Origin of the sequence: uncultured Martelella sp. (assembly GCF_963677965.2) — a bacterium.
GTDB classification, from domain to species: domain Bacteria; phylum Pseudomonadota; class Alphaproteobacteria; order Rhizobiales; family Rhizobiaceae; genus Martelella; species Martelella mangrovi.
In genome coordinates, this window is record NZ_CAXXFM010000002.1 from 102,316 (window position 1) to 123,748 (window position 21,433).

22 protein-coding genes are annotated in these 21,433 nt (G+C 59.2%); 18 read left to right on the forward strand and 4 right to left on the reverse strand.

Going from position 1 to position 21,433, the window contains the following annotated elements; all coding sequences use genetic code 11:
* Nucleotides 1-34 precede the first annotated feature (34 nt).
* The 11 genes from tmk to ACHZCU_RS17790 all read left to right on the forward strand — a co-directional run bounded on the left by tmk (nucleotide 35) and on the right by ACHZCU_RS17790 (nucleotide 11,733).
* The gene (tmk, locus tag ACHZCU_RS17740; RefSeq protein WP_319519911.1) at nucleotides 35-709 is read left to right on the forward strand and encodes a dTMP kinase; all 675 of its coding nucleotides are present in this window, start codon (nucleotides 35-37) and stop codon (nucleotides 707-709) included.
* Nucleotides 702-1,748 carry a DNA polymerase III subunit delta' gene (locus ACHZCU_RS17745; protein WP_319519912.1) on the forward strand — a complete coding sequence of 349 codons (1,047 nt, stop codon included), beginning with the start codon at nucleotides 702-704 and terminating at the stop codon, nucleotides 1,746-1,748. Before tmk ends, ACHZCU_RS17745 begins: the two co-directional genes overlap by 8 nt.
* Nucleotides 1,749-1,902: 154 nt before the next feature.
* On the forward strand, nucleotides 1,903-3,447 hold the full coding sequence (metG, locus tag ACHZCU_RS17750; RefSeq protein ID WP_106312582.1) for a methionine--tRNA ligase: 1,545 nt from the start codon (nucleotides 1,903-1,905) through the stop codon (nucleotides 3,445-3,447).
* Between the two features lie 6 nt (nucleotides 3,448-3,453).
* Nucleotides 3,454-4,233 carry a TatD family hydrolase gene (locus ACHZCU_RS17755; RefSeq protein WP_319519913.1) on the forward strand — a complete coding sequence of 260 codons (780 nt, stop codon included), beginning with the start codon at nucleotides 3,454-3,456 and terminating at the stop codon, nucleotides 4,231-4,233.
* Between the two features lie 2 nt (nucleotides 4,234-4,235).
* Nucleotides 4,236-5,063 carry an MBL fold metallo-hydrolase gene (locus tag ACHZCU_RS17760; RefSeq protein WP_319519914.1) on the forward strand — a complete coding sequence of 276 codons (828 nt, stop codon included), beginning with the start codon at nucleotides 4,236-4,238 and terminating at the stop codon, nucleotides 5,061-5,063.
* A gap of 296 nt (nucleotides 5,064-5,359) precedes the next feature.
* On the forward strand, nucleotides 5,360-6,454 hold the full coding sequence (locus ACHZCU_RS17765; RefSeq protein WP_106312588.1) for an ABC transporter ATP-binding protein: 1,095 nt from the start codon (nucleotides 5,360-5,362) through the stop codon (nucleotides 6,452-6,454).
* 88 nt (nucleotides 6,455-6,542) lie between these two features.
* Entirely contained in the window at nucleotides 6,543-7,643 is a 1,101-nt protein-coding gene (locus tag ACHZCU_RS17770) for an extracellular solute-binding protein (protein ID WP_106312591.1), read from the forward strand.
* Nucleotides 7,644-7,766: 123 nt separating this feature from the next.
* A complete protein-coding gene (locus ACHZCU_RS17775) occupies nucleotides 7,767-9,416 on the forward strand; it encodes an ABC transporter permease (protein WP_319519915.1) in 1,650 nt (549 codons plus the stop codon).
* A 10-nt stretch (nucleotides 9,417-9,426) separates the two neighbouring features.
* Nucleotides 9,427-10,281 carry an ABC transporter permease gene (locus ACHZCU_RS17780; RefSeq protein WP_319519916.1) on the forward strand — a complete coding sequence of 285 codons (855 nt, stop codon included), beginning with the start codon at nucleotides 9,427-9,429 and terminating at the stop codon, nucleotides 10,279-10,281.
* An 86-nt stretch (nucleotides 10,282-10,367) separates the two neighbouring features.
* A complete protein-coding gene (locus ACHZCU_RS17785; RefSeq protein ID WP_319519917.1) occupies nucleotides 10,368-11,165 on the forward strand; it encodes a DUF1295 domain-containing protein in 798 nt (265 codons plus the stop codon).
* Nucleotides 11,166-11,196: 31 nt separating this feature from the next.
* Complete coding sequence (locus tag ACHZCU_RS17790; protein ID WP_319519918.1) at nucleotides 11,197-11,733, forward strand: hypothetical protein; 537 nt, start codon at nucleotides 11,197-11,199, stop codon at nucleotides 11,731-11,733.
* Between the two features lie 3 nt (nucleotides 11,734-11,736).
* Here the strand turns inward: ACHZCU_RS17790 and ACHZCU_RS17795 are convergent, their stop codons facing one another.
* Genes ACHZCU_RS17795 through ACHZCU_RS17805 form a run of 3 tightly spaced genes read right to left on the reverse strand, consistent with a single transcriptional unit; the run spans nucleotide 11,737 to nucleotide 15,063 of the window.
* The gene (locus tag ACHZCU_RS17795; protein ID WP_319519919.1) at nucleotides 11,737-12,954 is read right to left on the reverse strand and encodes a cyclopropane-fatty-acyl-phospholipid synthase family protein; all 1,218 of its coding nucleotides are present in this window, start codon (nucleotides 12,952-12,954) and stop codon (nucleotides 11,737-11,739) included.
* Nucleotides 12,938-13,747: a DUF1365 domain-containing protein gene (locus ACHZCU_RS17800; RefSeq protein ID WP_319519920.1), complete on the reverse strand. Its 810-nt coding sequence runs from the start codon at nucleotides 13,745-13,747 to the stop codon at nucleotides 12,938-12,940. Before ACHZCU_RS17800 ends, ACHZCU_RS17795 begins: the two co-directional genes overlap by 17 nt.
* Entirely contained in the window at nucleotides 13,744-15,063 is a 1,320-nt protein-coding gene (locus ACHZCU_RS17805; RefSeq protein ID WP_319519921.1) for an FAD-dependent oxidoreductase, read from the reverse strand. The genes ACHZCU_RS17800 and ACHZCU_RS17805 overlap by 4 nt, the downstream gene beginning before the upstream one ends.
* A 161-nt stretch (nucleotides 15,064-15,224) precedes the next feature.
* Between ACHZCU_RS17805 and ACHZCU_RS17810 the strand changes: the two genes are divergently transcribed.
* The 7 genes from ACHZCU_RS17810 to ACHZCU_RS17840 all read left to right on the forward strand — a co-directional run bounded on the left by ACHZCU_RS17810 (nucleotide 15,225) and on the right by ACHZCU_RS17840 (nucleotide 20,362).
* Nucleotides 15,225-15,896, forward strand: a complete 672-nt coding sequence (locus ACHZCU_RS17810) for a sigma-70 family RNA polymerase sigma factor (protein ID WP_319519922.1) — start codon at nucleotides 15,225-15,227, stop codon at nucleotides 15,894-15,896.
* The gene (locus tag ACHZCU_RS17815; protein ID WP_319519923.1) at nucleotides 15,893-16,573 is read left to right on the forward strand and encodes a ChrR family anti-sigma-E factor; all 681 of its coding nucleotides are present in this window, start codon (nucleotides 15,893-15,895) and stop codon (nucleotides 16,571-16,573) included. The genes ACHZCU_RS17810 and ACHZCU_RS17815 overlap by 4 nt, the downstream gene beginning before the upstream one ends.
* Before the next feature lie 10 nt (nucleotides 16,574-16,583).
* Nucleotides 16,584-16,997: a DUF2177 family protein gene (locus tag ACHZCU_RS17820; protein WP_319519924.1), complete on the forward strand. Its 414-nt coding sequence runs from the start codon at nucleotides 16,584-16,586 to the stop codon at nucleotides 16,995-16,997.
* 64 nt (nucleotides 16,998-17,061) lie between these two features.
* Nucleotides 17,062-17,673 carry a YigZ family protein gene (locus ACHZCU_RS17825; protein WP_319520124.1) on the forward strand — a complete coding sequence of 204 codons (612 nt, stop codon included), beginning with the start codon at nucleotides 17,062-17,064 and terminating at the stop codon, nucleotides 17,671-17,673.
* A gap of 109 nt (nucleotides 17,674-17,782) precedes the next feature.
* The gene (locus tag ACHZCU_RS17830; protein ID WP_106312621.1) at nucleotides 17,783-18,118 is read left to right on the forward strand and encodes a hypothetical protein; all 336 of its coding nucleotides are present in this window, start codon (nucleotides 17,783-17,785) and stop codon (nucleotides 18,116-18,118) included.
* A 72-nt stretch (nucleotides 18,119-18,190) separates the two neighbouring features.
* Nucleotides 18,191-19,300: an AbrB family transcriptional regulator gene (locus ACHZCU_RS17835; RefSeq protein WP_319519925.1), complete on the forward strand. Its 1,110-nt coding sequence runs from the start codon at nucleotides 18,191-18,193 to the stop codon at nucleotides 19,298-19,300.
* Nucleotides 19,301-19,384: 84 nt separating this feature from the next.
* Nucleotides 19,385-20,362, forward strand: a complete 978-nt coding sequence (locus ACHZCU_RS17840) for a linear amide C-N hydrolase (RefSeq protein ID WP_319519926.1) — start codon at nucleotides 19,385-19,387, stop codon at nucleotides 20,360-20,362.
* A 602-nt stretch (nucleotides 20,363-20,964) separates the two neighbouring features.
* Here the strand turns inward: ACHZCU_RS17840 and ACHZCU_RS17845 are convergent.
* A complete protein-coding gene (locus ACHZCU_RS17845; RefSeq protein ID WP_319519927.1) occupies nucleotides 20,965-21,420 on the reverse strand; it encodes a hypothetical protein in 456 nt (151 codons plus the stop codon).
* Nucleotides 21,421-21,433: the final 13 nt, after the last annotated feature.

Genomic DNA, 21,433 nt, shown 5'->3' on the forward strand with positions numbered 1-21,433 from the left:
GCTGAAGTTCGAGATGTGAAGGACGGCTGGTTCCGTGCGACAGGGCATTTTCATCAGTTTCGAGGGCGGGGAAGGCGTCGGCAAGTCGACGCAGATCCGCATTCTCGCCCAACGGCTTGCAGACCTTGGCCATGCCGTCGTGACGACGCGTGAGCCCGGCGGTTCAGCCGGTGCGGAAGCCGTTCGGCATGTGCTTCTTTCAGGGGCGGCCGAGCCCTTCGGCGTCGGCATGGAAGTGTTGCTGTTTGCTGCTGCCCGCAATGACCATGTCGAAGAGGTCATTCGACCTGCCCTGAACAAGGGGCAGATTGTGCTTTGCGACCGTTTCATGGATTCCTCGCGGGTCTATCAGGGAGCTTCGGGCGCGCTTTCACCGGAATTCGTGACCACGGTCGAACGGATTGCGGTCAACGGTCTGACGCCCGACCTGACGCTGATTTTCGATCTGGATGCGCCCGAGGGGCTGAAACGTGTCCGCCAGCGCCTGCCGGAGACGGCATTGGCCGGTGTGCCCGATCGTTTCGAGAAGGAGGCGCTTGCCGTTCATGCCGCGCGGCGCCAGGCCTTTTTGAAGATTGCCGAAGACGAGCCGGATCGTTGCACCGTTGTCGATGCTGCGGGCGCTCCTGAAACTGTGGCAGAGGATGTCTGGCGGGCCGTTTCGGCATTGCTGGATGCGCGGAACTCAGGAGGCGACGGCAATGACTGATGAACAACTTCTGGACGGCGCAATCGAGCCTCAGCGCAACAGGCGGCTTTTCGGGCACCGGGAGGCGGAAACCTATCTGGCGCGTTCCTATAACAGCGGCAAGGGGCATCATGCCATTCTGCTGGAAGGGGCGGCCGGCATTGGCAAGGCGACGCTTGCCTTCCGCTTTGCAAATCATATCCTGCATTTTCCCCACGCCGGCGATGCGCCGGACCATCTGATCGAACCCGATCACGATGCGCCGCTGACACGGCAGATCATCGCCGGTGCGTCGCATGATCTTCTGCATCTGAAACGCCCGATCGACCAGAAGACCGGCAAGCTCAGAACCGCGATCACCGTTGAGGAGGTGCGCAGGGCAGGGCATTTCCTGTCGCAAACGTCGGGTACGGGAAACTGGCGGATCGTGATTGTCGATTCGGCCGATGACCTCAATCGCAGTGCCGCCAATGCGATCCTCAAAATTCTCGAGGAACCGCCGAAAAACGCGATGTTCCTGCTGATCTCGCATACCCCCGGCAGGCTTCTGCCGACGATCCGGTCGCGCTGTCTGCCGCTTCGTCTGCGGCCGCTGGCACCCGATGACCTGATCGCAGCATTGTCCGCGCTCGGTCTTTCGGTCGAAGGACAGGATATGGAAAGGGTGACGGCGCTGGCCGGCGGAAGTGTTGCCGAGGCGCTGAAACTACTCAATTATGGCGGGCTCGATATCATCGATGCCTATGATCAGGCGTTGCAGTCCTCCTCTGCCGAAGCGCGGCTTGTCATGCACAAGCTTGCCGACACGCTTTCCAAGCGCGAAAACGAAACGATCTTCGCGTTTCTGATCGGCCATGTCGATGGCGATATCAAGCTGCGCGCGCGCAATGCAGCGCTTTCAGGGGACCTCGATCTTGCCGAGCGGCTGGCCGTGCTTTCCTCGCGCATTGCGTCCGATACCGCGGAAGCCGATGCCTACAATCTGGACCGCAGGCAACTCGTCCTCGATCTGCTATCGCGCCTCAGATCTACGCTGCAGCCGCAGCCGCACACCGCCTGAAGCAGGTTTGACTTGATGCGCCCATTGAGGGGCGTTAAGACCGGTCTGATTTCAGATGCCGGAACCGGGGATCAGCGAAACCCGGCCTGCCTGCACATCACGAACGCCCCTGGAGCAACCCGGCTCCGCGACAGCCATGCATACGGACAGTGGAATGAGCGACAACAACAAGTTTTACATCACAACGCCGATCTTCTATCCCAATGGCGCGCCGCATATCGGCCATGCCTATACCATGATCGCCAGTGACGCTCTGGCCCGCTTTAACAGGCTGGAGGGCAAGGATGTCCGTTTCCTGTCGGGCACGGACGAGCACGGGCAGAAAATGCAGCAGACGGCCGAAAAGGAAGGGATCACGCCGTTGGCGCTTGCCGACCGCAACTCGGCCGTCTTCCGTGGTCTTCTCGCACAGCTCAATTGCTCCAATGACGATTTTATTCGCACGACGGAAGATCGCCATCGCAAGTCCGTGCAGGCGCTCTGGCGGCGTATGCAGGAAAACGGCGATATCTATCTCGGCAAATATGGCGGCTGGTATTCGGTGCGTCAGGAAGCCTATTTCGACGAGGGCGAAACGACTGTCGGCGAAGACGGCGTTCGGCGCGAACCGCTCGGCTCTCCCGTTGAATGGGTGGAAGAGGAAAGCTATTTCTTCAAACTGTCGGCCTATGGCGACAAGCTGCTCGAATATTATGACAATCATCCCGAATTCATCGGCCCGGCCGAGCGCCGCAATGAGGTCGTTTCGTTCGTGAAATCGGGCCTCAAGGATCTGTCGATTTCGCGCACCACCTTCGACTGGGGCGTGCCGGTTCCCGATGATCCCGATCATGTCATGTATGTCTGGGTGGATGCGCTGACGAACTATATCACCGCGCTCGGCTTTCCCGACGAGGAGAACGCGCTGTGGTCGTACTGGCCCGGTGTGCACATCATTGGCAAGGATATCATCCGTTTCCACGCCGTCTACTGGCCGGCCTTCCTGATATCGGCCGGTCTGCCGCTGCCGCAGCGGGTCTATGCCCACGGCTTTCTTCTCAACAAGGGTGAGAAGATGTCGAAATCCGTCGGCAACGTCGTCGATCCTTTCAATCTTGTCGAACATTTCGGCCTCGACCAGATCCGCTACTTCCTGCTGCGCGAAGTCTCCTTCGGCCAGGACGGCAGTTACAGCGACGAGGCGATCGGCACGCGCATCAATTCCGATCTTGCCAACGGTATCGGCAATCTGGCCAGCCGTTCATTGTCGATGATCGCCAAGAACTGCGATGGTCAGATCCCGGAATGCGGGCCGCTGACGGCGGAAGACGAGGCGATGCTGGCGGCTGCCGACGGCGTCATCGAGACGGTGCGCGAGGCCATGGAGAAATTCGCAATCCACCGGGCGATGGCCGCGATTATCGGGCTCGTCTCGGAGGCTGACCGCTATTTTGCCGGACAGGAGCCCTGGGCCCTGCGGAAAACCGATCCCGAGCGCATGGCGACCGTGCTGTATGTGACGGCGGAAGTGGTGCGTCAGGTCGCGATCCTGCTTCAGCCGGCCATGCCGACCTCTGCGGGAAAACTGCTTGACCTGATTTCAATACCGCAAACACAACGCGATTTCGCGCATCTGGGCCAGGCCGGCCGCCTGAAGGCGGGCACGCCGCTTGAAAAGCCGGCGCCGGTCTTTCCGCGCTATGTCGCGCCCGAGGAATGAGACATCATGCTGATCGATAGCCATTGCCATCTCGATTTTCCCGATTTCGAGGCCGAACGTGACGACCTCGTCGCACGCGCCAAAGAGGCCGGCGTTGCGCAGATGGTGACGATTTCAACGCGCGTGAAGAAATTCAATCAGGTTGTTGAAATCGCAGAAAAATATGAAAATGTTTTCTGCTCCGTCGGAACCCATCCCGGCAATGCCGATGAAGAGCTCGACATCGGAACGGATGACCTCGTTCGCCTGACCGAACATCCCAAAGTGGTGGCAATCGGCGAGGCGGGGCTGGACTATCACTATCAGCCCGAAAAGGCCGAGGCGCAGAAAACCGGACTTCGACGCCATATTGCCGCTGCCCGGCAGACCGGTCTGCCGCTGGTCATCCACAGCCGCGAAGCCGATGATGACATGGCGGCAATCCTGCGGCAGGAGACGGGCGAGGGCGCGTTTCCCTTCATCCTGCATTGTTTCTCGTCCGGTGCGGATCTGGCAAAAACCGGGGTCGAACTTGGCGGCTATGTGTCCTTTTCCGGCATTCTGACCTTCAAGAAATCCGACGATCTGCGGGCGATTGCCGCCGATGTTCCGATGGACCGGTTGCTGGTTGAAACCGATGCGCCCTATCTGGCGCCGACGCCTTATCGCGGCAAGCGCAACGAGCCGTCCTATGTGGTCAATACCGCCCGCGTCCTGGCCGAGGTGAAGGGCGTGAGCGAGGCCGAAATCGCGGATATCACCACCGAAAACGCATTCCGCTGCTTTTCCAAGATGACGCGGGTCTGACATTGGTCTATCGCCGTCGTTTCACCATTCTCGGCTGTTCGTCGTCGCCCGGTGTGCCGCGCATCAACGGGGACTGGGGCGCGTGCGATCCGCAAAACCCGAAGAACCGGCGTTCGCGCACGGCCTTTCTCGTCGAGCAGATCGCGCCGGATGGCGGCGTGACGACGGTGGTGATCGATACCGGCCCGGATTTCCGCGAACAGATGGTGCGCGCCGGGGTTTCCCGTATCGATGCCGTGCTGTTCACCCATGCGCATGCGGACCATATCCACGGTATCGATGACATTCGCGGTTATTTCCATGCCCAGCACAGGCGCATCCCCGTCTATGCCGATGAGCGGACCATGGAGCGGATCCTGGAGGGGTTTGCCTACTGCCTCGAAACACCGAAGGGTAGTGCCTATCCGCCGATTGCGCATGCCAATGTCATTACCGATTTCGACCGGCCCGTCACCATTGACGGGCCCGGTGGAAAGATGCGGTTCATGCCGCACCGCCAGCAGCATGGCGAGATCATTTCGCTCGGCTACCGGCTGGGCGATGTGGCCTATTGTACCGATGTCAGCGATTTTCCGGCCGAATCTGTGGAAAAACTGCGCAATCTCGACCTTCTGGTGATCGATTCGCTGCAATACCGCCTGCATCCAAGCCATCTTTCGCTGGATCAGGCATTGTCATGGGTGGATTATTTAGGCGCGCGCCGTGCAATCCTCACCCATATGCATATTCCGCTCGACTATGAAACGGTGCTGCACGCAACACCCGATCATGTCGAACCCGCCTATGACGGGTTGAGCGTTGAATTTTCTGTCGCCGAAGACGCACTCTGAACGGCTTTTTCCGGCTTATGCAGCGCCTGCGCGCCAGGCTTGTGTCATTTCCCTATGTGCTTGTTTTTCACTCGAAATACGTGTTTTTGCGAAGAATTTTGAGTACGACGAAAGTCTGTCAACCCCATAAAACGGCAAATCGCTGTTGAAATTGCGGTCGATTTCTGCCCATTCTTTGTCCGTTCTTTGAATTTGAGGTTGAATTAGGCAAAACGAATTGCACTATAAAACCGGACTGCTTGAGAAGGCGCGCACGACGATGCGGCCCGCAAGATCCGCTATAACAAGGGGACAAAATGGCTGAAAACCGGGGTGCTTCGGTTAAATACGACAGTGTTCAAAAAAGTTATGATGGCGAAACCCTCGTCGTTAAAAAGTTAAATCTGGATATTCCGCCGGGCGAATTTCTGACCATGCTCGGCCCGTCGGGTTCGGGCAAAACCACCTGTCTGATGATGCTGGCGGGGTTCGAACCCGCCACATACGGTGAGATTTATCTCAACGAAAAGCCCATCAACAACGTGCCGCCGCACAAGCGCGGCATCGGCATGGTGTTCCAGAATTACGCGTTGTTTCCGCATATGTCGGTGGCTGAAAATCTCGCTTTTCCGCTGCAGCTGCGCAAGATGGGCAAGGCCGAGCAGGAGGAAAAGGTCAAGCGGGCGCTCGACATGGTCCAGCTTGGCAATTTCGGAAACCGCCGTCCCGCACAGCTTTCCGGCGGCCAGCAGCAACGTGTCGCGGTGGCCCGCGCGCTGGTGTTCGATCCCGAACTTGTGCTGATGGACGAGCCGCTCGGCGCGCTCGACAAGCAGCTGCGCGAGCAGATGCAGTACGAGATCAAGCACATTCATGAAAGGCTTGGGGTCACGGTCGTCTACGTGACGCATGACCAGACCGAGGCGTTGACCATGTCGGACCGGGTTGCCGTGTTCAACGACGGCGTGGTGCAGCAGCTCTCCGAACCGTCGATGCTTTACGAGGACCCGAAAAATTCGTTCGTCGCCCAGTTCATCGGCGAGAACAACAAGCTCAGCGGCACGGTGACCGAAATCCGCGGCAGCGAATGCTCCGTCAAGCTCGATGACGGCACCATCATCATCGCCGACAAGGTGAATGTCGATAATGTCGGCGACCGCACAACCATTTCGCTCCGTCCGGAGCGTGTCGAAATCGTTCCCACCGATGATCACGCCAACACCATTACCGGCACGATCGAGGAACTGATCTATCTTGGCGACCATATCCGCGTGCGCATGAATGTGTGCGGAAACGACGAATTCGTCGTCAAGGTTCGAAATCGCGGCGAACGCTGGGATCTGCACGAAGGCAAACAGCAGACGATCGGCTTTGCCGCCGGCGACTGCAAGGCGCTTGATCCCGTCGCGTAACAGCAGCTTCCGGTCGCTTGAGACCGGCGGTTTCACAATGCGGGCTTCAAGGCCCGGCCAATCATCTCGAAGAAGGGGAAGAAAGACTATGAAATCCAAGTCTATTATTCTTGCACTGGCGGCATCGCTCGCCACGTCCACGGCAGCTTATGCCGAACAGATGACCATCGTTTCGTGGGGCGGTGCCTACCAGGATTCGCAGAAGAATGCCTATACGGATCCCTATATGGAGGAGAATCCGGATATCGAGATCGTCTGGGACGAATCCTCGAATGAGGCGGTTGCCAAGCTGCGCGCCATGAACGAAGCCGGCAACATCACCTGGGACCTCGTTGATGTGGTTGCCGCCGACGCCATGCGTCTTTGCGACGAAGGCCTGGCCATGGAATATGATCCCGACGAGTTTCTCGCACCTGCCCCCGATGGCACGCCGGCTTCGGAAGACTTCGGTGATCTGATCATCTCCGACTGCTTCATTCCGGAAATCGTTTATTCCACCACCGCCGCCTACCGCCCGGACCTGCTGCCGGAAGGCGCGCCGGAGCCGGAAACGATCTGCGCCATGTTCGATACGGAAACCTATCCGGGCAAGCGTTCGCTCGAAAAGCGCCCGATCAACAACATGGAATGGGCGCTGATCTGCGACGGCGTTGCCAAGGAAGACGTCTATGACGTGCTTGAGACGGAAGAAGGCCAGGATCGCGCCTTCGCCAAGCTCGATACCATCAAGGACGACGTGATCTGGTGGTCGGCTGCCGCCGAGCCGCCGCAGCTCCTGGCCGATGGCGAGATCGTGATGGGCTCGTCCTATAACGGCCGCTGGTTCTCCGCGATCGAGGAGGAAGACCAGCCCTTCGAGATGCTCTGGGACGCGCAGGTGTTCGACCTTGACGGCTGGATCATCCCGGAAGGTCTTCCCGAAGACCGTCTGGCCATGGTCAAGGATTTCGTCCGCTACGCCACCGACACCCAGCGTCTGGCTGACCAGGCTGCCTACATCTCCTACGGTCCGGCCCGCAATTCCTCGGCGCCGCTCGTCGGCGAGCATGCCACGCTCGGCGTTGACATGGGGCCGCACATGCCGACCGCACCGGAAAACTCCAAGAACGTGTTCGTCTATAACTACGAATGGTGGGCTGACTACCGCGACGATCTGGACGCCAAGTTCCAGTCCTGGCTGGTACAGTAAGCGCCGTTCGCTTTGGTGAAAGCGCGGAAGGGCCGGCGGCCCTTCCGCACCTGAAATGACGAAAGGCCGCATCAGACGGTCGGACAGACGGCCGCAGGCCGAACCAGCAAAGAAGCGGGGAACATGAGCGACACGACCTCCAATACGGCGGAGAAGCTGACGACCTCCGACGGCAAGCCGCTGAAAGCCAGCCTGGCAAAAGCGCTGAGACGCCAGAAGATGCGCGCGCTGCTTCTGATTGCGCCGCTCCTGCTGTTTGTACTGATTTCCTTTGCCGCGCCGATCATCGACATGCTGTTCCGCTCGGTGCAGAACGAGATTGTTCCCGAAACGCTGCCGCGCACGGTGACCGCGCTGGAAAGCTGGGACCCCGCTTCCGGTGAACTGCCTGACAATTTTGTGTTTGCCGCGCTGCGCGATGACCTGGTCATCGCTGCCGAGCGCAAGCAGCACACCCGGCTGGGTTCACGGCTGAATTATGAAATGACCGGCATGTCGAGCCTGTTCCGCAAGACGGGACGGAGGGTCGATGATTTCGGCGAGATTTTTACCGAACAGTTTGAAGATCTGAACGAAGCCTGGGTCGAGCCGGCCACCTGGGTCTCGCTGATGGCGACAGAAGACTGGATCACGGCGCAGGCCGAATGGGCCGCTGAAGATGATGATTCCGTTGCCGAACCCGCTTTCGAGATTTCCGAAACGGCGAAGGAAGCGCTTCCGCGCACGGCTGAAATCTATGCCGGCTTTGCCGATGTCATTCAAACGGAAGATCAAGACAGCCCGACGGAAGAAGAGCCGTGGAACCCGGTCTATGCCGCGCTTTATGATGATCTGATCGAAAACCCGGACGCCGCGTCCTTCTATTCCGGCGCAACCGCAGAACTGCTGGCGTCTGCTGCCGCCGCTGTTCCCGATTTTGAGGCGACCACTGCGCGCGAGGAATTCATCGACGCCGACGAGGACTGGGGCTCGCTTGACGTCTGGCAGACGCTTGACCGTTTCAAGGGGCGTTACACCGCCGGCTACTATCTTGCCGCGCTCGATGCCAAGCGCACCGCCGATGGCATCGAAATGGTGCCCGAGGAACAGCGTATCTATCTGCTGCTGTTCATGCGCACGCTGATCCTGAGCGTGGTCATCACCTTCTCCTGCCTGCTGCTTGGCTATCCGATTGCCTTCCTGCTTTCGCACCTGCCGCTGCGCTCCGCCAACCTTTTGATGATCCTGGTGCTGCTGCCGTTCTGGACATCGCTTCTGGTGCGCACCTCGGCATGGAAGGTGCTGCTGCAGCAACAAGGCGTCATCAACGACATACTGGTGTTCATCGGCCTTGTCTCCGATGACGGGCGGCTTGCGCTGATCAACAATGCGACGGGCACGGTCATCGCCATGACCCATATTCTGCTGCCGTTCATGATCCTGCCGCTCTATTCGGTGATGAAGACGATTTCGCCCTCTTATGTGCGTGCGGCCAAGAGCCTAGGCGCGACCGACTGGACGGCCTTCTGGCGGATCTATTTCCCGCAGACCGTGCCCGGCATCGGCGCCGGCGCCGTTCTCGTCTTCATCCTGTCGATCGGCTACTACATCACCCCCGAGCTCGTTGGCGGCACCTCCGGTACCTTCATCTCCAACCGGATTGCCTACCACATTTCGAGTTCACTGAACTGGGGGCTTGCGGCTGCGCTCGGCACGCTGCTTCTGGTCGTGGTGCTGCTCTGCTTCGTCATCTACGACAAGCTTGTCGGCATCGACAACGTGAAACTCGGATAGGAGAGGGACCATGGCCAAACTGCCTCCATACATGACCACCGGCCAGCGCGTCTGGCACTATGGCTTCCGGGTGATCTGCGGACTGATCTTCTTCTTCCTGATCTTTCCGATCCTGGTGATCATTCCGCTGAGCTTCAACGCCACGGACTTCTTCACCTTCACGCCCGAAATGCTGTCGTTCGATCCCGCCGGCTATTCGTTCAAGCATTACCAGGATTTCTTCACCAATCCCGACTGGCAGCAGGCGCTCAGAAACTCCGTGATGATCGCGCCGGCGGCAACGCTTCTGGCGACCGGTTTCGGAACGCTGGCCGCCATCGGCCTGTCGCAAAGCCATGTGCCCTATCGCGGCGCCATCATGGCAATCCTGATTTCGCCGATGATCGTGCCGCTGATCATCTCGGCTGCAGGCATGTATTTCTTCTATTCGCGCCTCGGCATTCAGGGCACCTATTGGGGCGTGGTGCTGGCCCATGCCGTGCTCGGCACGCCGTTTGTGATCATCACCGTGACGGCAACGCTGGTCGGTTTTGACCGCGCTCTGGAGCGGGCGGCGGCAAGCCTCGGGGCCAATCCGGTTACCACCTTCTTCAAGGTGCAGATGCCTCTGATCCTGCCCGGGGTGATTTCCGGCGCGCTGTTTGCCTTCATCACCTCGTTCGATGAGGTGGTCGTGGTGCTGTTCGTCGGTTCGGCCTCGCAGAAGACGCTGCCCTGGCAGATGTTCACCGGGCTGCGCGAGCAGATTTCGCCGACGATCCTGGCGGTCGCCTCGATCCTCGTGACAATTTCGATCGTCCTGCTGACGGTGCTCGAACTGCTGCGCCGCCGTTCGGAAAGACAGCGCGGCCTTTCGCCGGGCTGATGGTCTGAAACGCTCTCAAAAAAAAGCAATCCGCTCTTCGTCGCCCTTCGTAGAGATGTGCAAACCGCATCTTTACGGAGGGTGAAATGTCTGTGGCGCTGCTGATCTTCGTTTTCATCGGGCTCTGCCTTGGCATGGCCGGAGCATGGGCTGTTCAAAGAGCAACCGGCAACAGCGGCTGGATCGATACGATCTGGGCCGCGGTGACGGGGCTTGGCGGGCTTGCTGTCATCATCTTCTCCGTCGATGGAAACCCGGCCCGAAAATGGCTCGCCGGCATTCTGGTCGGTCTCTGGGCGCTCAGGCTGGCCGGCCATATCGCCACCCGCAGCGCCGGCAAGAAGGACGATCCACGCTACGCTGCGCTGATTGAGGAATGGGGAAGCCATGCCGGGCCGCGGCTGCTCTGGTTTCTGCAGATCCAGGCGTTTGCGGCTTTCATTCTGGCGCTTTCGATCTACGCCGCCATTCTCAATCCCGCGCCGTTTCCGGGCATTCTTGACGGGCTTGCGCTTGTCATCGCCGTCGTGGCGATTGCGGGCGAGGGCATGGCCGACTGGCAGCTTTCGCAGTTCAAGCGCAGAAGCCCGGAAGGCAAGACGGTCTGCGATATCGGCCTATGGGGCTATTCACGTCATCCCAATTACTTCTTCGAATGGCTGTGGTGGTGTGCCTGGCCGCTACTGGCGCTTTCCGGCTTTCAGACGATCTTCTGCTTCATCCTGTCGCTGCTGGCGCCGCTGATGATGTACTGGCTGCTCAACCACGTCTCCGGAATTCCCTATCTGGAAAAACACATGGAAGCCTCGCGTGGTGACGCTTTCAAGGCGTACCAGAAACGTGTCAGCGCGTTTTTCCCGTGGTTTCCGGAACGCGATAAATAAAGCATCGTCAATAAGTTAAAATGTACGAATAATGTCAATTCTTAAACGAGGTCAAGATGGGGACGCGCTCGGCGGTGCGGCGGGAACGACGGCCCTGGTCCTTGCGCTCAACAAGCCGGTTTACCCGATCTATGTCTGGTTTCTGGCCGAAAGCGCGTTTCAGCTTTCGCTGCTGACGGCACTGTCGATGCCGCTCTATCTTGTCGTCTGGTACGTCTCGCGTGTCGGAAACAGTCGCGCGGCGCGTTTGGGCCTGGTGATTGTCGGCGTTGTCGATACGCTTGCGATTGCCTTGATCTTCGGCCGGGAGAGCGAAACGCTCGTCTTTCTCTTTGCCTGCCTCGTGCTTTCCGGGTTTGCCTTCTATCGCTGCGAGGTGTGGCTGTCGCGCGGGCTCGTTGCGGCGATCTTCGTCCTGTTCGTTCTGGCGGAAAGCCTGATCGGCGGGCCGCTGAGGCCGGTCACGGCCGGCGACATGCAAAACCTCGCCTATCTTAATATCACCGGCGCGGCGGCGCTCGTCGCCTTCATCGCGCTGCGTTTCCCACGGCAGGGGCGGACGGATTGAGGCTCAGACGGCCGGTTTCATCAGATGAAACTGCGCGACGTCGATGCGCCCCGCGTTGAAGCCGGAAGCGCAGTAATTGAGATAATAGCACCACGTTCGCCGGAAGCGTTCGTCGAAGCCGAGCGGCCGGATTGCCTCCCACTCCGCCAGAAAACGTTCCTCCCATTCCTTGAGCGTGCGGGCATAATCCTTGCCGAACGCAAACAGCTCCTTCACGGCCAGCCCGGCACTTGAAGCGCCTTTGCGGAAGGTCTCAACGGATGGCAGCATGCCGCCGGGAAAGATGAAATGCTGGATGAAATCCGGGTTGTCGCGGTAGTCGTCGAGGCGATGATGTTCGATGGCAATCGACTGGATCACCGCGGTTCCGCCGGGGGTAAGGCGCGCATTCACCGTATCGAAGAACACCGGCCAGTTTTCCTCACCGACGGCCTCGAACATTTCGATGGAGACAATCTTGTCAAATGTGCCGTTGCAATCGCGATAATCCTGAAGCCGGATGTCGGTGCGCCCGGAAAGGCCCTTGTCGGCAAGCCGCTGGCGGGCAAACCTGGCCTGTTCTTCCGAAAGCGTCAGGCCGGTGACATGGCATCCCGTGGTCGCCGCGGCATGTTCGGCAAAACCGCCCCAGCCACAGCCGATTTCCAGTATCCGGTCTTCCGGCCCGACCTGCAGGCTGGCCAGAATACGGTCATATTTGGCGGTCTGCGCTTCCGGCAGGGAGCGTTCACGCCCGTCGTAAAGCGCGCTTGAATAGGTCATGGTCTCGTCAAGCCACAGCTTGTAGAAGGCGTTGCCGAGATCGTAATGGAAGGCAATATTGCGCTTGCTGCCGGTTTTGGTATTGGCGCGCATGCGGTGGCGCAGGCGGCTTATCTGCGTGAACAGATAGGACGAGGACAGCGCTTTCGACAGTTCCTCCTCATTGACGATCGCCAGATCAATCACGGCGCCGAGATCCGGCGTATCCCAGTCGCCATCGATATAGGCGCGGGCAAAGCCAAGGTCGCCTTCGCTCAGCAGCCGGTAAAGCGGGCGCGCATTGTGGAGCATGATTTCGGCCGCAGGGCCCGGTCTGACGCCTGTCACCGTTTTACTGCGCCCGTCGCGAAAACGCAGCGTAAGGGAACCGGCCGTAATCCGGCCGGCGATGTTGGCGATCGGCCTTTGCCAGAGTTTCAGGCTTTTCTGCGGGGGGTGTCCGTCATGCGTCTGCTTCATCGGGTCTGTCTCTTCGCGGCGGGCCGCCCGCGACGACGCTTTGAACACGCGATGCGGATGGCCGGTGTTTGAATACCGGTATTCCCTTCAACAGTAATCGTATCGCCTCAAGATGAATACCCGCAATGATTTTTACCGTCATCAGCGGATAGGCGAAGAAGGCGGACAGAAAAGCGCGGTCGCTGATTGCGTGACGCTTGCCGTTGAAGGCGGCAAACAGCAGCGCACCTTCGCTGTCTTTCTCGTTGATCCGCACCGACACGGTTTCGCCCGGCGGGGCGATGGAAAAATGATATTCGCACGCCATCGGGATGAAGGGCGAGACATAAAGCAGCTTTTGCGCGCGCTGCCGCACGGGGCGGGTGTCGTCTGTAACGGGGATGATATAGGTCAGCCGTTCCTTGAAGGTGTTGCAAACTTCGTAAAGGATTGCGGCAAGCGCGCCATCGGCCCGGTAGCAGAAATAGACCGTCAGCGGATTGAAGACATAACCGAGGATGCGCGGATAGCACAGCATTTCCACCCGCGTGATCGTGTCATCAATGCCGGCCTTTGCGAGTTCATCGATTGCCCAGGATTTCAGATTGCCGCCATCAAGCTTTCCGTGATCGCGGTCATGAACGCTGAAAAGCGCAAAACGGTTATGGCCGAAAAGCTTCATCCGGTTGCCGAGGCGGGGGAGTTCATCGAGATCAACCAGCAGCGAAAACACCCGGTAATGCAGCCGGTGGGCTTTCGGCCGGTGGCGACGGTGGATCACATCGCCCCTGTATATGGCGGAGCCGGATGTCATTCGGCGGTCACCGGCGCTGGCGCGAGGTGGATACGGCCGGATTCGTTTTCGACAGACCACGGCCGCCTGACCCCACCGATCGCTTCCGCCACGGCAAGGCCCGACTGCAGCCCGTCTTCATGAAAGCCGCTGCCGAAATGCGCACCGCAATACCAGACATTGCCATGCCCCTGGATCTGCCAGAGATCACGCTGCGCGTCGATTGCGTTCCGGTCGAAGAGGGGATGGGTATAGGTATAATGCGCGTGAACCCTGTCCGGCCGGATCGGCTCCGCCGGATTGAGCGTGACGAACAGCGGAAAGCGCTCATCGATATTCTGCAGCCGGTTCATCCAGTAGGTCACACTCAGCGAAATGTCAGCGGCCCCTTTGTGTTCCAGATAGTTCCAGCTCGACCACACCTTGCGGCGCTTCGGCATCTGGCTCTCGTCACTGTGCAGATACGCCTCGTTGACGGTGTAGCGGAATGCGGAGAGAAGCCTTTGTTCATTGTCGCTGGCATCCGCCAGCAGCGCAAGGGCCTGATCGCCATGGGTGGCCACGACCACGGCATCGAAATCCTGTTCCTCGCCATGATCAAGGATGAGACGTACGCCATTTTTGCGGCGATAGATCTGTCTGACGGGTGTCGACAGCCGTACCGGGCCGTTCACCGCCTCCAGCAGACGCGTGACATAGGAGCGGCTGCCGCCGGAAACCGTGCGCCATTGCGGCCGGTCGACAAGCGTCAAAAGCCCGTGGCTTTCAAAGAAGCGGGTGAAGGCGGCCAGAGGATAGGCGCGCATCTGCTCGGCGGTGGTCGACCAGATCGCCGCCCCCATCGGCAGGATGTGATCCTCGACGAAACGCCGGGAATAACCTTTGCTGTCCAGATAATCGCCAAGCGTCAGATCAACGGCCGTCGTGTCGCGCGCGGCGACGGGGGCCTCGCGGTAAAACCGGAAGATATCATAGACCATCCGCCAAAAGCTGGCGCGCAGTATATTGGATTTCTGGGCGAACATGGTGGCGATATTGCTGCCGCCATATTCAAACGCGCCATTGTTCAGCGAGGCCGAAAACGACATCTCGGATTTTTCGGTCTCCACATCGAGATGTGAAAACAGGGCGGTGAGATTGGGGTAGTTGCGTTCATTATAGACTATGAAGCCTGTATCGACGGAGATGTTTTTGCCGTTGATCACGGTATCCGCCGTATTGGAATGGCCGCCCGGGCGCTGGTCCGCCTCAAACAGCGTGACCCTGGAGGACTGGCTCAAAAGCCATGCGGCCGACAGGCCGGAAATGCCCGAACCGATGACGGCAACCTTTCTCACGCCAGGAATTCTCCTGTGGGCCTTGTCCAGCTTGTGATCCATGTGCGGATTCCTCTTGATCTGTTACCTGATCTACGCACCGGACCGTTCGACGGATTGAAATCGGAACAAAATTGTTGGAACCTTCAATCTGGATGGGGCGTCGTGCCGTAGAAGAGGTCATGTCAGATCTTTCACACTACAGGCCGTCTTCCGGCACGGTGCCCAGACCAGCCCGCTTCAGGGGGATACCCGCTGTTGCGGCGGGGAGGGTGACAACGTCGGAAGGCTCGGTTGTGGAGGAATTGACGACGGAAGATATGACGCTTTGCCTGGTGCGCACCGGCCGGTCGCATGACGTTGCGTCCTTTGAACGGTTATTCCTTCATTTCGGACCGCGGATCCGCAGCTATATGCTGAAACGTTCGCTTGACGGGCAACAGGCAGAGGAGCTGATGCAGGAGACCATGATGATGGTCTGGCGCAAGGCGTCGCTGTTCGACCCGCAGCGCGGAAATGCCGCCGCCTGGGTGTTTACACTTGCCCGCAATGTGATGATCGACAGCCTGCGCAAGGCCAGGCGGCCTGAATTCGATCCGACCGATCCCGCCTTTGTGCCGGAGGCCCCGGAAGCGCCCGACAGCTATTACGAACAGGACGAAAGCGCCGCGCGCATGCGCCGCGCCATTTCCACGCTGCCGGAGGAACAGGCGGAATTGTTGCGCATGTCGTTTTTCGAGGACATTTCCCACAGTATGATTGCCGAGAAGACCAATTTGCCCCTGGGCACCGTCAAGTCCCGTATCCGGGCTGCCTTTTCCAGATTGAGGGTGGCGCTGGGAGAAGAACGATGACCGCGATCCATCACCATATTTCAGATGCGCTGTTGCTGGAATATGCCGCGGGAACGCTGGCGGAAGGCTGGAGCATTGCGGTGGCCACACATCTCGCGCTGTGCCCGGCCTGCCGCAAACGCCTTGATCTGATGGAGGCAACAGGCGGTGCGCTGATGGACGCAATCGAGCCGGATACCGCACCCGAGCGCGACAGGGCCAGCTGGGAAACGATGCTGCAGCGGATGAAGGCCGAACCGGTCGAGCCCGCGCCCGAACACCCGGAAAACGACAGGATCGAAACCGTCCCGGACCATGCCGTGCCCCAGCCGTTGCGTTCCTATATCGGTGCCGCTTCGCTTGATCAGGTCGGCTGGCGCCGCCTTGGCATCGGCGCTTCGCAGTTCAAGGTGCTGGCAGAAGGCGATATCAATGTGCGCCTGTTGCGCGTCGGCCCCGGGCGACCCTTGCCCGAGCACGGCCATGGCGGGCGTGAGCTGACGCTGGTTTTGAAGGGGCGCCTGCGCTGCGATGACGAAACCTTCGGTCCGGGTGACTTTACCGAAGAGGACGAAGACACCGTCCATGAACCGGTGGTGACGCCGGAGGGCGAATGTATCTGCCTGATCGTGACCGATGCACCGCTGAAGTTTCGAAGCCGGATCATGCGGGTCGTCCAACCGCTGCTTGGTATATGACGCGATGCCCATGAACCGCTCTGTAACAGCATTTCTTGTCATGGCCGTCTGCTTTTCGCTGCTGGATTTCATCTGGCTGGGAACGGTTGCCTTCAGCTTCTACGAAGCGGAAATCGGTTCGCTCCTGCTGGCTTCCCCGAATTGGTACGCAGGATTAACTTTTTATGGCATGTACCTGATTGGAATATATTATTTTTCCGTCTATCCCGGCGTGAAGGCGGGCTCATGGCGAAAAGGGCTTGTCAACGGGGCGGTGTTCGGCCTGATGGCCTACGGCACCTATGACCTGACCAATATGGCTACGCTGAAGGACTGGTCCTGGGCCGTTGTCGGTGTGGATATGGCCTGGGGCATGTTTGCCACCGGCCTGACGGGTCTGGTCAGCTGTCTTGTGACCGGGTGGATTGCGGGGCGTCGCGTCTGACCTGCCTTGACTCCGGCGGGCCGGTGCCGTTCAAACGGTGGACCGTTCCATCATGCCGAAGCCCATGTTCAAGCTCATCAGACCCGCCACCAGCGAACGCGAAATCAAGAAAAGCCGGTTTGCGACCATTGCCGCGCCTGTTGCCGATGAAGAGGCGGCGAAGGCCTTTGTCGCGGAGAACAGCTTTGCCGATGCCAGCCATAATTGCTGGGCATGGCGGATTGGCGCCGACTATCGCTTTTCCGATGACGGGGAGCCGGGCGGGACGGCAGGCAAGCCGATCCTGCAGGCAATCGAGGGGCAGGAGGTCGATGGCGTTGTGGTCGTGGTCTCCCGCTGGTTCGGCGGTGTGAAGCTGGGCACGGGCGGTCTTGCCCGCGCCTATGGCGGCAGTGCTGCCGAATGTCTGCGGCTTGCCGACAAACAGCCGATTATTGCCACCACACAGCTTTCCGTCGCCGTGGCCTTCACCGATCTGGCGCTTGTCGAGGCGCGTCTGGAAACCTTTGACGATATCGCGGTGACGGCGCGCGATTTTGACGAAAACGGCGCGGTGTTCCGGCTCGATGTGCCCGACAGCCGGCTTTTGGCGCTGGCTGAATTGCTGCGCGACCTGACGAGCGGGCGGGCAAGCCTTGATCCCGATATTCTGGCCGATCCGCCGGCAGACCCATAAAAAAGCGGGGCCGGGCGCTTTCCACTGACCCCGGCTGACCTAATTAGATTATAACATTTGCGAATATGTTTGTTCCGATCCGTTTTCCAGACCCGACCGAGGTGGTTTCATGCGCATTCCTGTCACAATTCTCGCCCTTTCCCTGCTTGCTGCCGGCTGCACGCAGCGTGCCGATAGCATCGGCGCCATGCCGGTTTCGCCAAGCCAGTATGCCGGTGCCAGCTGCCAACAGCTGAGCGATCAGATGGAGACGGAAAACAACAGGCTGAAGGAGCTGGCGCGCCTGCAGGATGAGGAAATCGTCGGCGATTTCCGGGTCATGGGCGCCGATCTGGGCAGCGTTGCCGCCGAAGGCGCGGGCAATCAGCAGGCGGCGATTGCCTATAGCAAGGGCAAGATCAACGCGATCGACATTGCCATGCGCCGCCAGGGCTGCGCGATGTGATCGTCCCGTGTTGGCGGATTGTTCCGCGCTGTGTAAAACAGGCCTGACGCAGCGCGAAGGGCAGACAGAGTGATGGAAACGGCAGGAGAACCGGAGGAGCAGAACCCGCAGGCCAGCGGTTCTTCGGGCAAGGCGCGCGCAGGCGCGCTCAGGCTCTGGTCCGCCTTGATTGCCGCATCCGCCGCTCTTGTCGTCGTGCTTTCGCTGGCCGGGCTTCCGGCAGCCCTTCTCCTGGGGCCGATGCTGACGGCCATCCTGTTTTCCTTCTTCGGCCGGCGCATTGTTGTGCCGGTGGCGCCTTTCAGCCTGGCACAGGGCATGGTCGGCTTGCTGATCGCGCGCACCATGACCTGGCCGATCGTGCAGGAAATCGGCAGGGACTGGCCGATTTTCGTCGCCGGTGTGCTGGCGGTGGTGTTTGCCGCCGTGGCGCTTGGCTGGCTTCTGGCGCGGCTTCAGGTTCTGCCCGGAACGACGGCGATCTGGGGTGCGTTTCCGGGGGCTGCCACGGTGATGACGCTGATGTCCGGCGCGTTCGGGGCGGATATGCGGCTGGTCGCCTTCATGCAATATACCCGTGTGGTGATCGTCACCATCGTGGCCGCGACCATAGCAAGACTGTGGACCGGAATGGGCGGCGAGGGCGCGCCTGCACCCGTTTTATGGCTTGCCGAGCCGCGCTGGTGGCCGCTTGGCCAGACCCTCATTCTGGTGATCATCGGCGTTGTCATCGGCAAGCGCTCGCCGATACCGGCAGGTGCGATGATCGTGCCGGTGATCCTCGGCTCGGCGCTCAATATCGCAGGCCTGGTGGATATCGAACTGCCGCAGCCTCTGCTCGCCGTCTCCTATGCACTGGTCGGCTGGGCAATCGGCGCGCGGTTCGATCGCGAGGTCATCCGCCATGCCAGCCGGGCGCTGCCGCGCGTGCTGGCCTCGATCCTGGCGCTTGTTGCGGTCTGTTCGGTGTTTGCCGCGCTGCTGGTGGTGTTTGCCGGGATCGACCCATTGAGCGCCTATCTCGCCACCAGTCCCGGCGGCGCGGATGCGGTCGCCATCATCTCCGCCTCCACCGATGTCAACGTTGCTTTCGTGATGTCGATGCAGATCGCGCGGTTCTTCTTCGTCATGGCGCTCGGGCCGATGCTGGCGCGGTTCGTGGCAAAGCGGAGCCATTTTTAGGATAAAGCGTAAACCGCATTGTTGAACGCCACGGAACGGGTTAGCCTCAGCCAACCATAACAAGGGTCAGGCGGAGGAAATCCCATGTGCACGCGCATCTTCTATGAAACCGGAACCGGCAACTTCATCACCGGGCGCTCGATGGACTGGCGCGATGTGACGATGCAGTCCGATCTCTGGGTGTTTCCGCGCGGCATGTCCCGCAATGGTGGGGTGGGCGAGGGCTCGGCCACATGGACTGCGAAATACGGCTCGGTTGTCGTCGCGATCTATAATCTCGCCACGGCCGACGGCATGAACGAGGCGGGCCTTGCCGGCAACATGCTCTATCTGGTGGAATCGGCTTACGGCGATCCGGCCGCGCGCGCAAAACCGCTGATCTCGGTCGGCGCGTGGCTGCAATATATGCTCGACAACTTCGCCAGCGTCGCCGAAGCCGCCGCCGCCATGGCCGATGACCCGCTGACGGTGATCACCGGCGAGGCGCCGAACGGCGCGCCGGCAACCGTGCATCTGGCGCTTTCCGATGCCTCCGGCGACAGCGCGATCTTCGAATTCGTCGGCGGAAAGCTCACCATCCATCACGGCCGCGAATACAGGGTGATGACCAATTCGCCGACCTATGACCAGCAGCTTGCCATCAACGGCTACTGGGACCTTGTCGGCGGCAAGAGCTTTCTGCCCGGCACGGTCAACGCCGCCGACCGCTTCGCCCGCGCCAGCTACAACCTGAAATCGGCCACACCGCTGAAGGACCGCCGCGCAGCCCTTGCCTCCGTGTTCTCGCAGGTGCGCGCCATCTCCACCCCGCTCGGCATGACCGACCCCGAAAAACCCAACATAGCCTCCACCCTCTGGCGCACCGTCGCCGAACACGACCAGAAACGCTACTATTTCGACTCGGTCATCAACCCGTCGGTGTTCTGGGTCGATCTGGATGATTTTGATCTGGGCGAGGGGGCCGCGGTGAAGAAGCTGGCGCTGAATGACCCGGAGGTGCCGGGCGGCGATGTTGCGGGGCTGCTGAAGGCGGCGGAGCCGTTTGAGTTTTTGGTGCCGTGAGGGGGCTACCGGCAGACGCTCAGCCACCCCCTGACGTCTCACCTTCCAAAAACCTCCCAGCCCACAATCTCTCCCCTTGAGGGAGAGATGCCCCGACAGGGGCAGAGAGGGGTGAACCCTTTCCGAGAGCACAGAACTTGCGGATACACCTCTCTGTCGCTTTCGCGACATCTCCCCCTCAAGGGGGAGATTGATGGTGAAGAAGCATTCAGTAAAATGATTCAAGAGCGCCTTCCGACACAGTAGAGTCAATAAGGCGCGAGGTTTGATTCGAACTTCATAAACTTGGAAATACGAAAATATTAGTTCCTATAGTTTAGTTAATCAAAATTAAAATTATCTAACAATAAAAATATAATTATATTATTGAATAAACTACATTTTTATATTATTTATTGATAAAATAAAAACAAGAGCGATTATGGCAATAGTGCCATTTGCAGTCGCCTCAAAACCCCATCCACTCAATTGGATCATTGGTCTTCTCCATATTTCAAATGTAAACTTACTATAGAGAAGACTAAATTTTTCTTCGATAGAATATAATTCGTGGCTGTACGAGGATGAAACTGCTTCGATTAGAGATCCTTAAGCAGCGCATTCTATCTCCGTGTGTCAAGCTCCTTCCTCATTTTGTCTATCGCCTTTTTTCCGGCAGACACCTGTTTTTCAATGTGATTTAACTCACTATTCGGCGGTATTTCACCGTACTTTATCAATAGCTTAATGGTGTCCCTCTGGGACAGAGAAATGCTATGGCTGTTCTCAAAAAACTCCTGCAACCTTCTGACTTGTAAGTAGAGTTGAACTGGTTTCAATTCGCTTCTCAGCTTCTTGGGTCTTCCGATTTTGGTTTCAGTTTTGGCTCGCGTGTGTCCCGAGCGTTTTCGCGATGTCGCATTCATCGCCACCACTCCAAGAAGCCATACTAGGTCATCGACATCTTCGTTCAGCCGTTCTTCAATATACCACCCAAAGCCTAATTCGCGGGCTGCTGCCAATATTTGAAACTTCCGATGGCTTTCATTTGTCGCCTCCTGCTGTGCTGAAGTTGTCATATGCCTGTTTGAT

Bases quoted from the DNA above. Each gene is read 5' to 3' on its own strand.
- ACHZCU_RS17745 (WP_319519912.1), top strand. From the start codon at position 702: ATGACTGATGAACAACTTCTGGACGGCGCAATCGAGCCTCAGCGCAAC.
- metG (WP_106312582.1), top strand. From the start codon at position 1,903: ATGAGCGACAACAACAAGTTTTACATCACAACGCCGATCTTCTATCCC.
- ACHZCU_RS17755 (WP_319519913.1), top strand. From the start codon at position 3,454: ATGCTGATCGATAGCCATTGCCATCTCGATTTTCCCGATTTCGAGGCC.
- ACHZCU_RS17765 (WP_106312588.1), top strand. From the start codon at position 5,360: ATGGCTGAAAACCGGGGTGCTTCGGTTAAATACGACAGTGTTCAAAAA.
- ACHZCU_RS17770 (WP_106312591.1), top strand. From the start codon at position 6,543: ATGAAATCCAAGTCTATTATTCTTGCACTGGCGGCATCGCTCGCCACG.
- ACHZCU_RS17775 (WP_319519915.1), top strand. From the start codon at position 7,767: ATGAGCGACACGACCTCCAATACGGCGGAGAAGCTGACGACCTCCGAC.
- ACHZCU_RS17780 (WP_319519916.1), top strand. From the start codon at position 9,427: ATGGCCAAACTGCCTCCATACATGACCACCGGCCAGCGCGTCTGGCAC.
- ACHZCU_RS17785 (WP_319519917.1), top strand. From the start codon at position 10,368: ATGTCTGTGGCGCTGCTGATCTTCGTTTTCATCGGGCTCTGCCTTGGC.
- ACHZCU_RS17790 (WP_319519918.1), top strand. From the start codon at position 11,197: ATGTCAATTCTTAAACGAGGTCAAGATGGGGACGCGCTCGGCGGTGCG.
- ACHZCU_RS17795 (WP_319519919.1), bottom strand. From the start codon at position 12,954: ATGAAGCAGACGCATGACGGACACCCCCCGCAGAAAAGCCTGAAACTC.
- ACHZCU_RS17800 (WP_319519920.1), bottom strand. From the start codon at position 13,747: ATGACATCCGGCTCCGCCATATACAGGGGCGATGTGATCCACCGTCGC.
- ACHZCU_RS17810 (WP_319519922.1), top strand. From the start codon at position 15,225: ATGTCAGATCTTTCACACTACAGGCCGTCTTCCGGCACGGTGCCCAGA.
- ACHZCU_RS17815 (WP_319519923.1), top strand. From the start codon at position 15,893: ATGACCGCGATCCATCACCATATTTCAGATGCGCTGTTGCTGGAATAT.
- ACHZCU_RS17820 (WP_319519924.1), top strand. From the start codon at position 16,584: ATGAACCGCTCTGTAACAGCATTTCTTGTCATGGCCGTCTGCTTTTCG.
- ACHZCU_RS17825 (WP_319520124.1), top strand. From the start codon at position 17,062: ATGTTCAAGCTCATCAGACCCGCCACCAGCGAACGCGAAATCAAGAAA.
- ACHZCU_RS17830 (WP_106312621.1), top strand. From the start codon at position 17,783: ATGCGCATTCCTGTCACAATTCTCGCCCTTTCCCTGCTTGCTGCCGGC.
- ACHZCU_RS17835 (WP_319519925.1), top strand. From the start codon at position 18,191: ATGGAAACGGCAGGAGAACCGGAGGAGCAGAACCCGCAGGCCAGCGGT.
- ACHZCU_RS17840 (WP_319519926.1), top strand. From the start codon at position 19,385: ATGTGCACGCGCATCTTCTATGAAACCGGAACCGGCAACTTCATCACC.
- ACHZCU_RS17845 (WP_319519927.1), bottom strand. From the start codon at position 21,420: ATGACAACTTCAGCACAGCAGGAGGCGACAAATGAAAGCCATCGGAAG.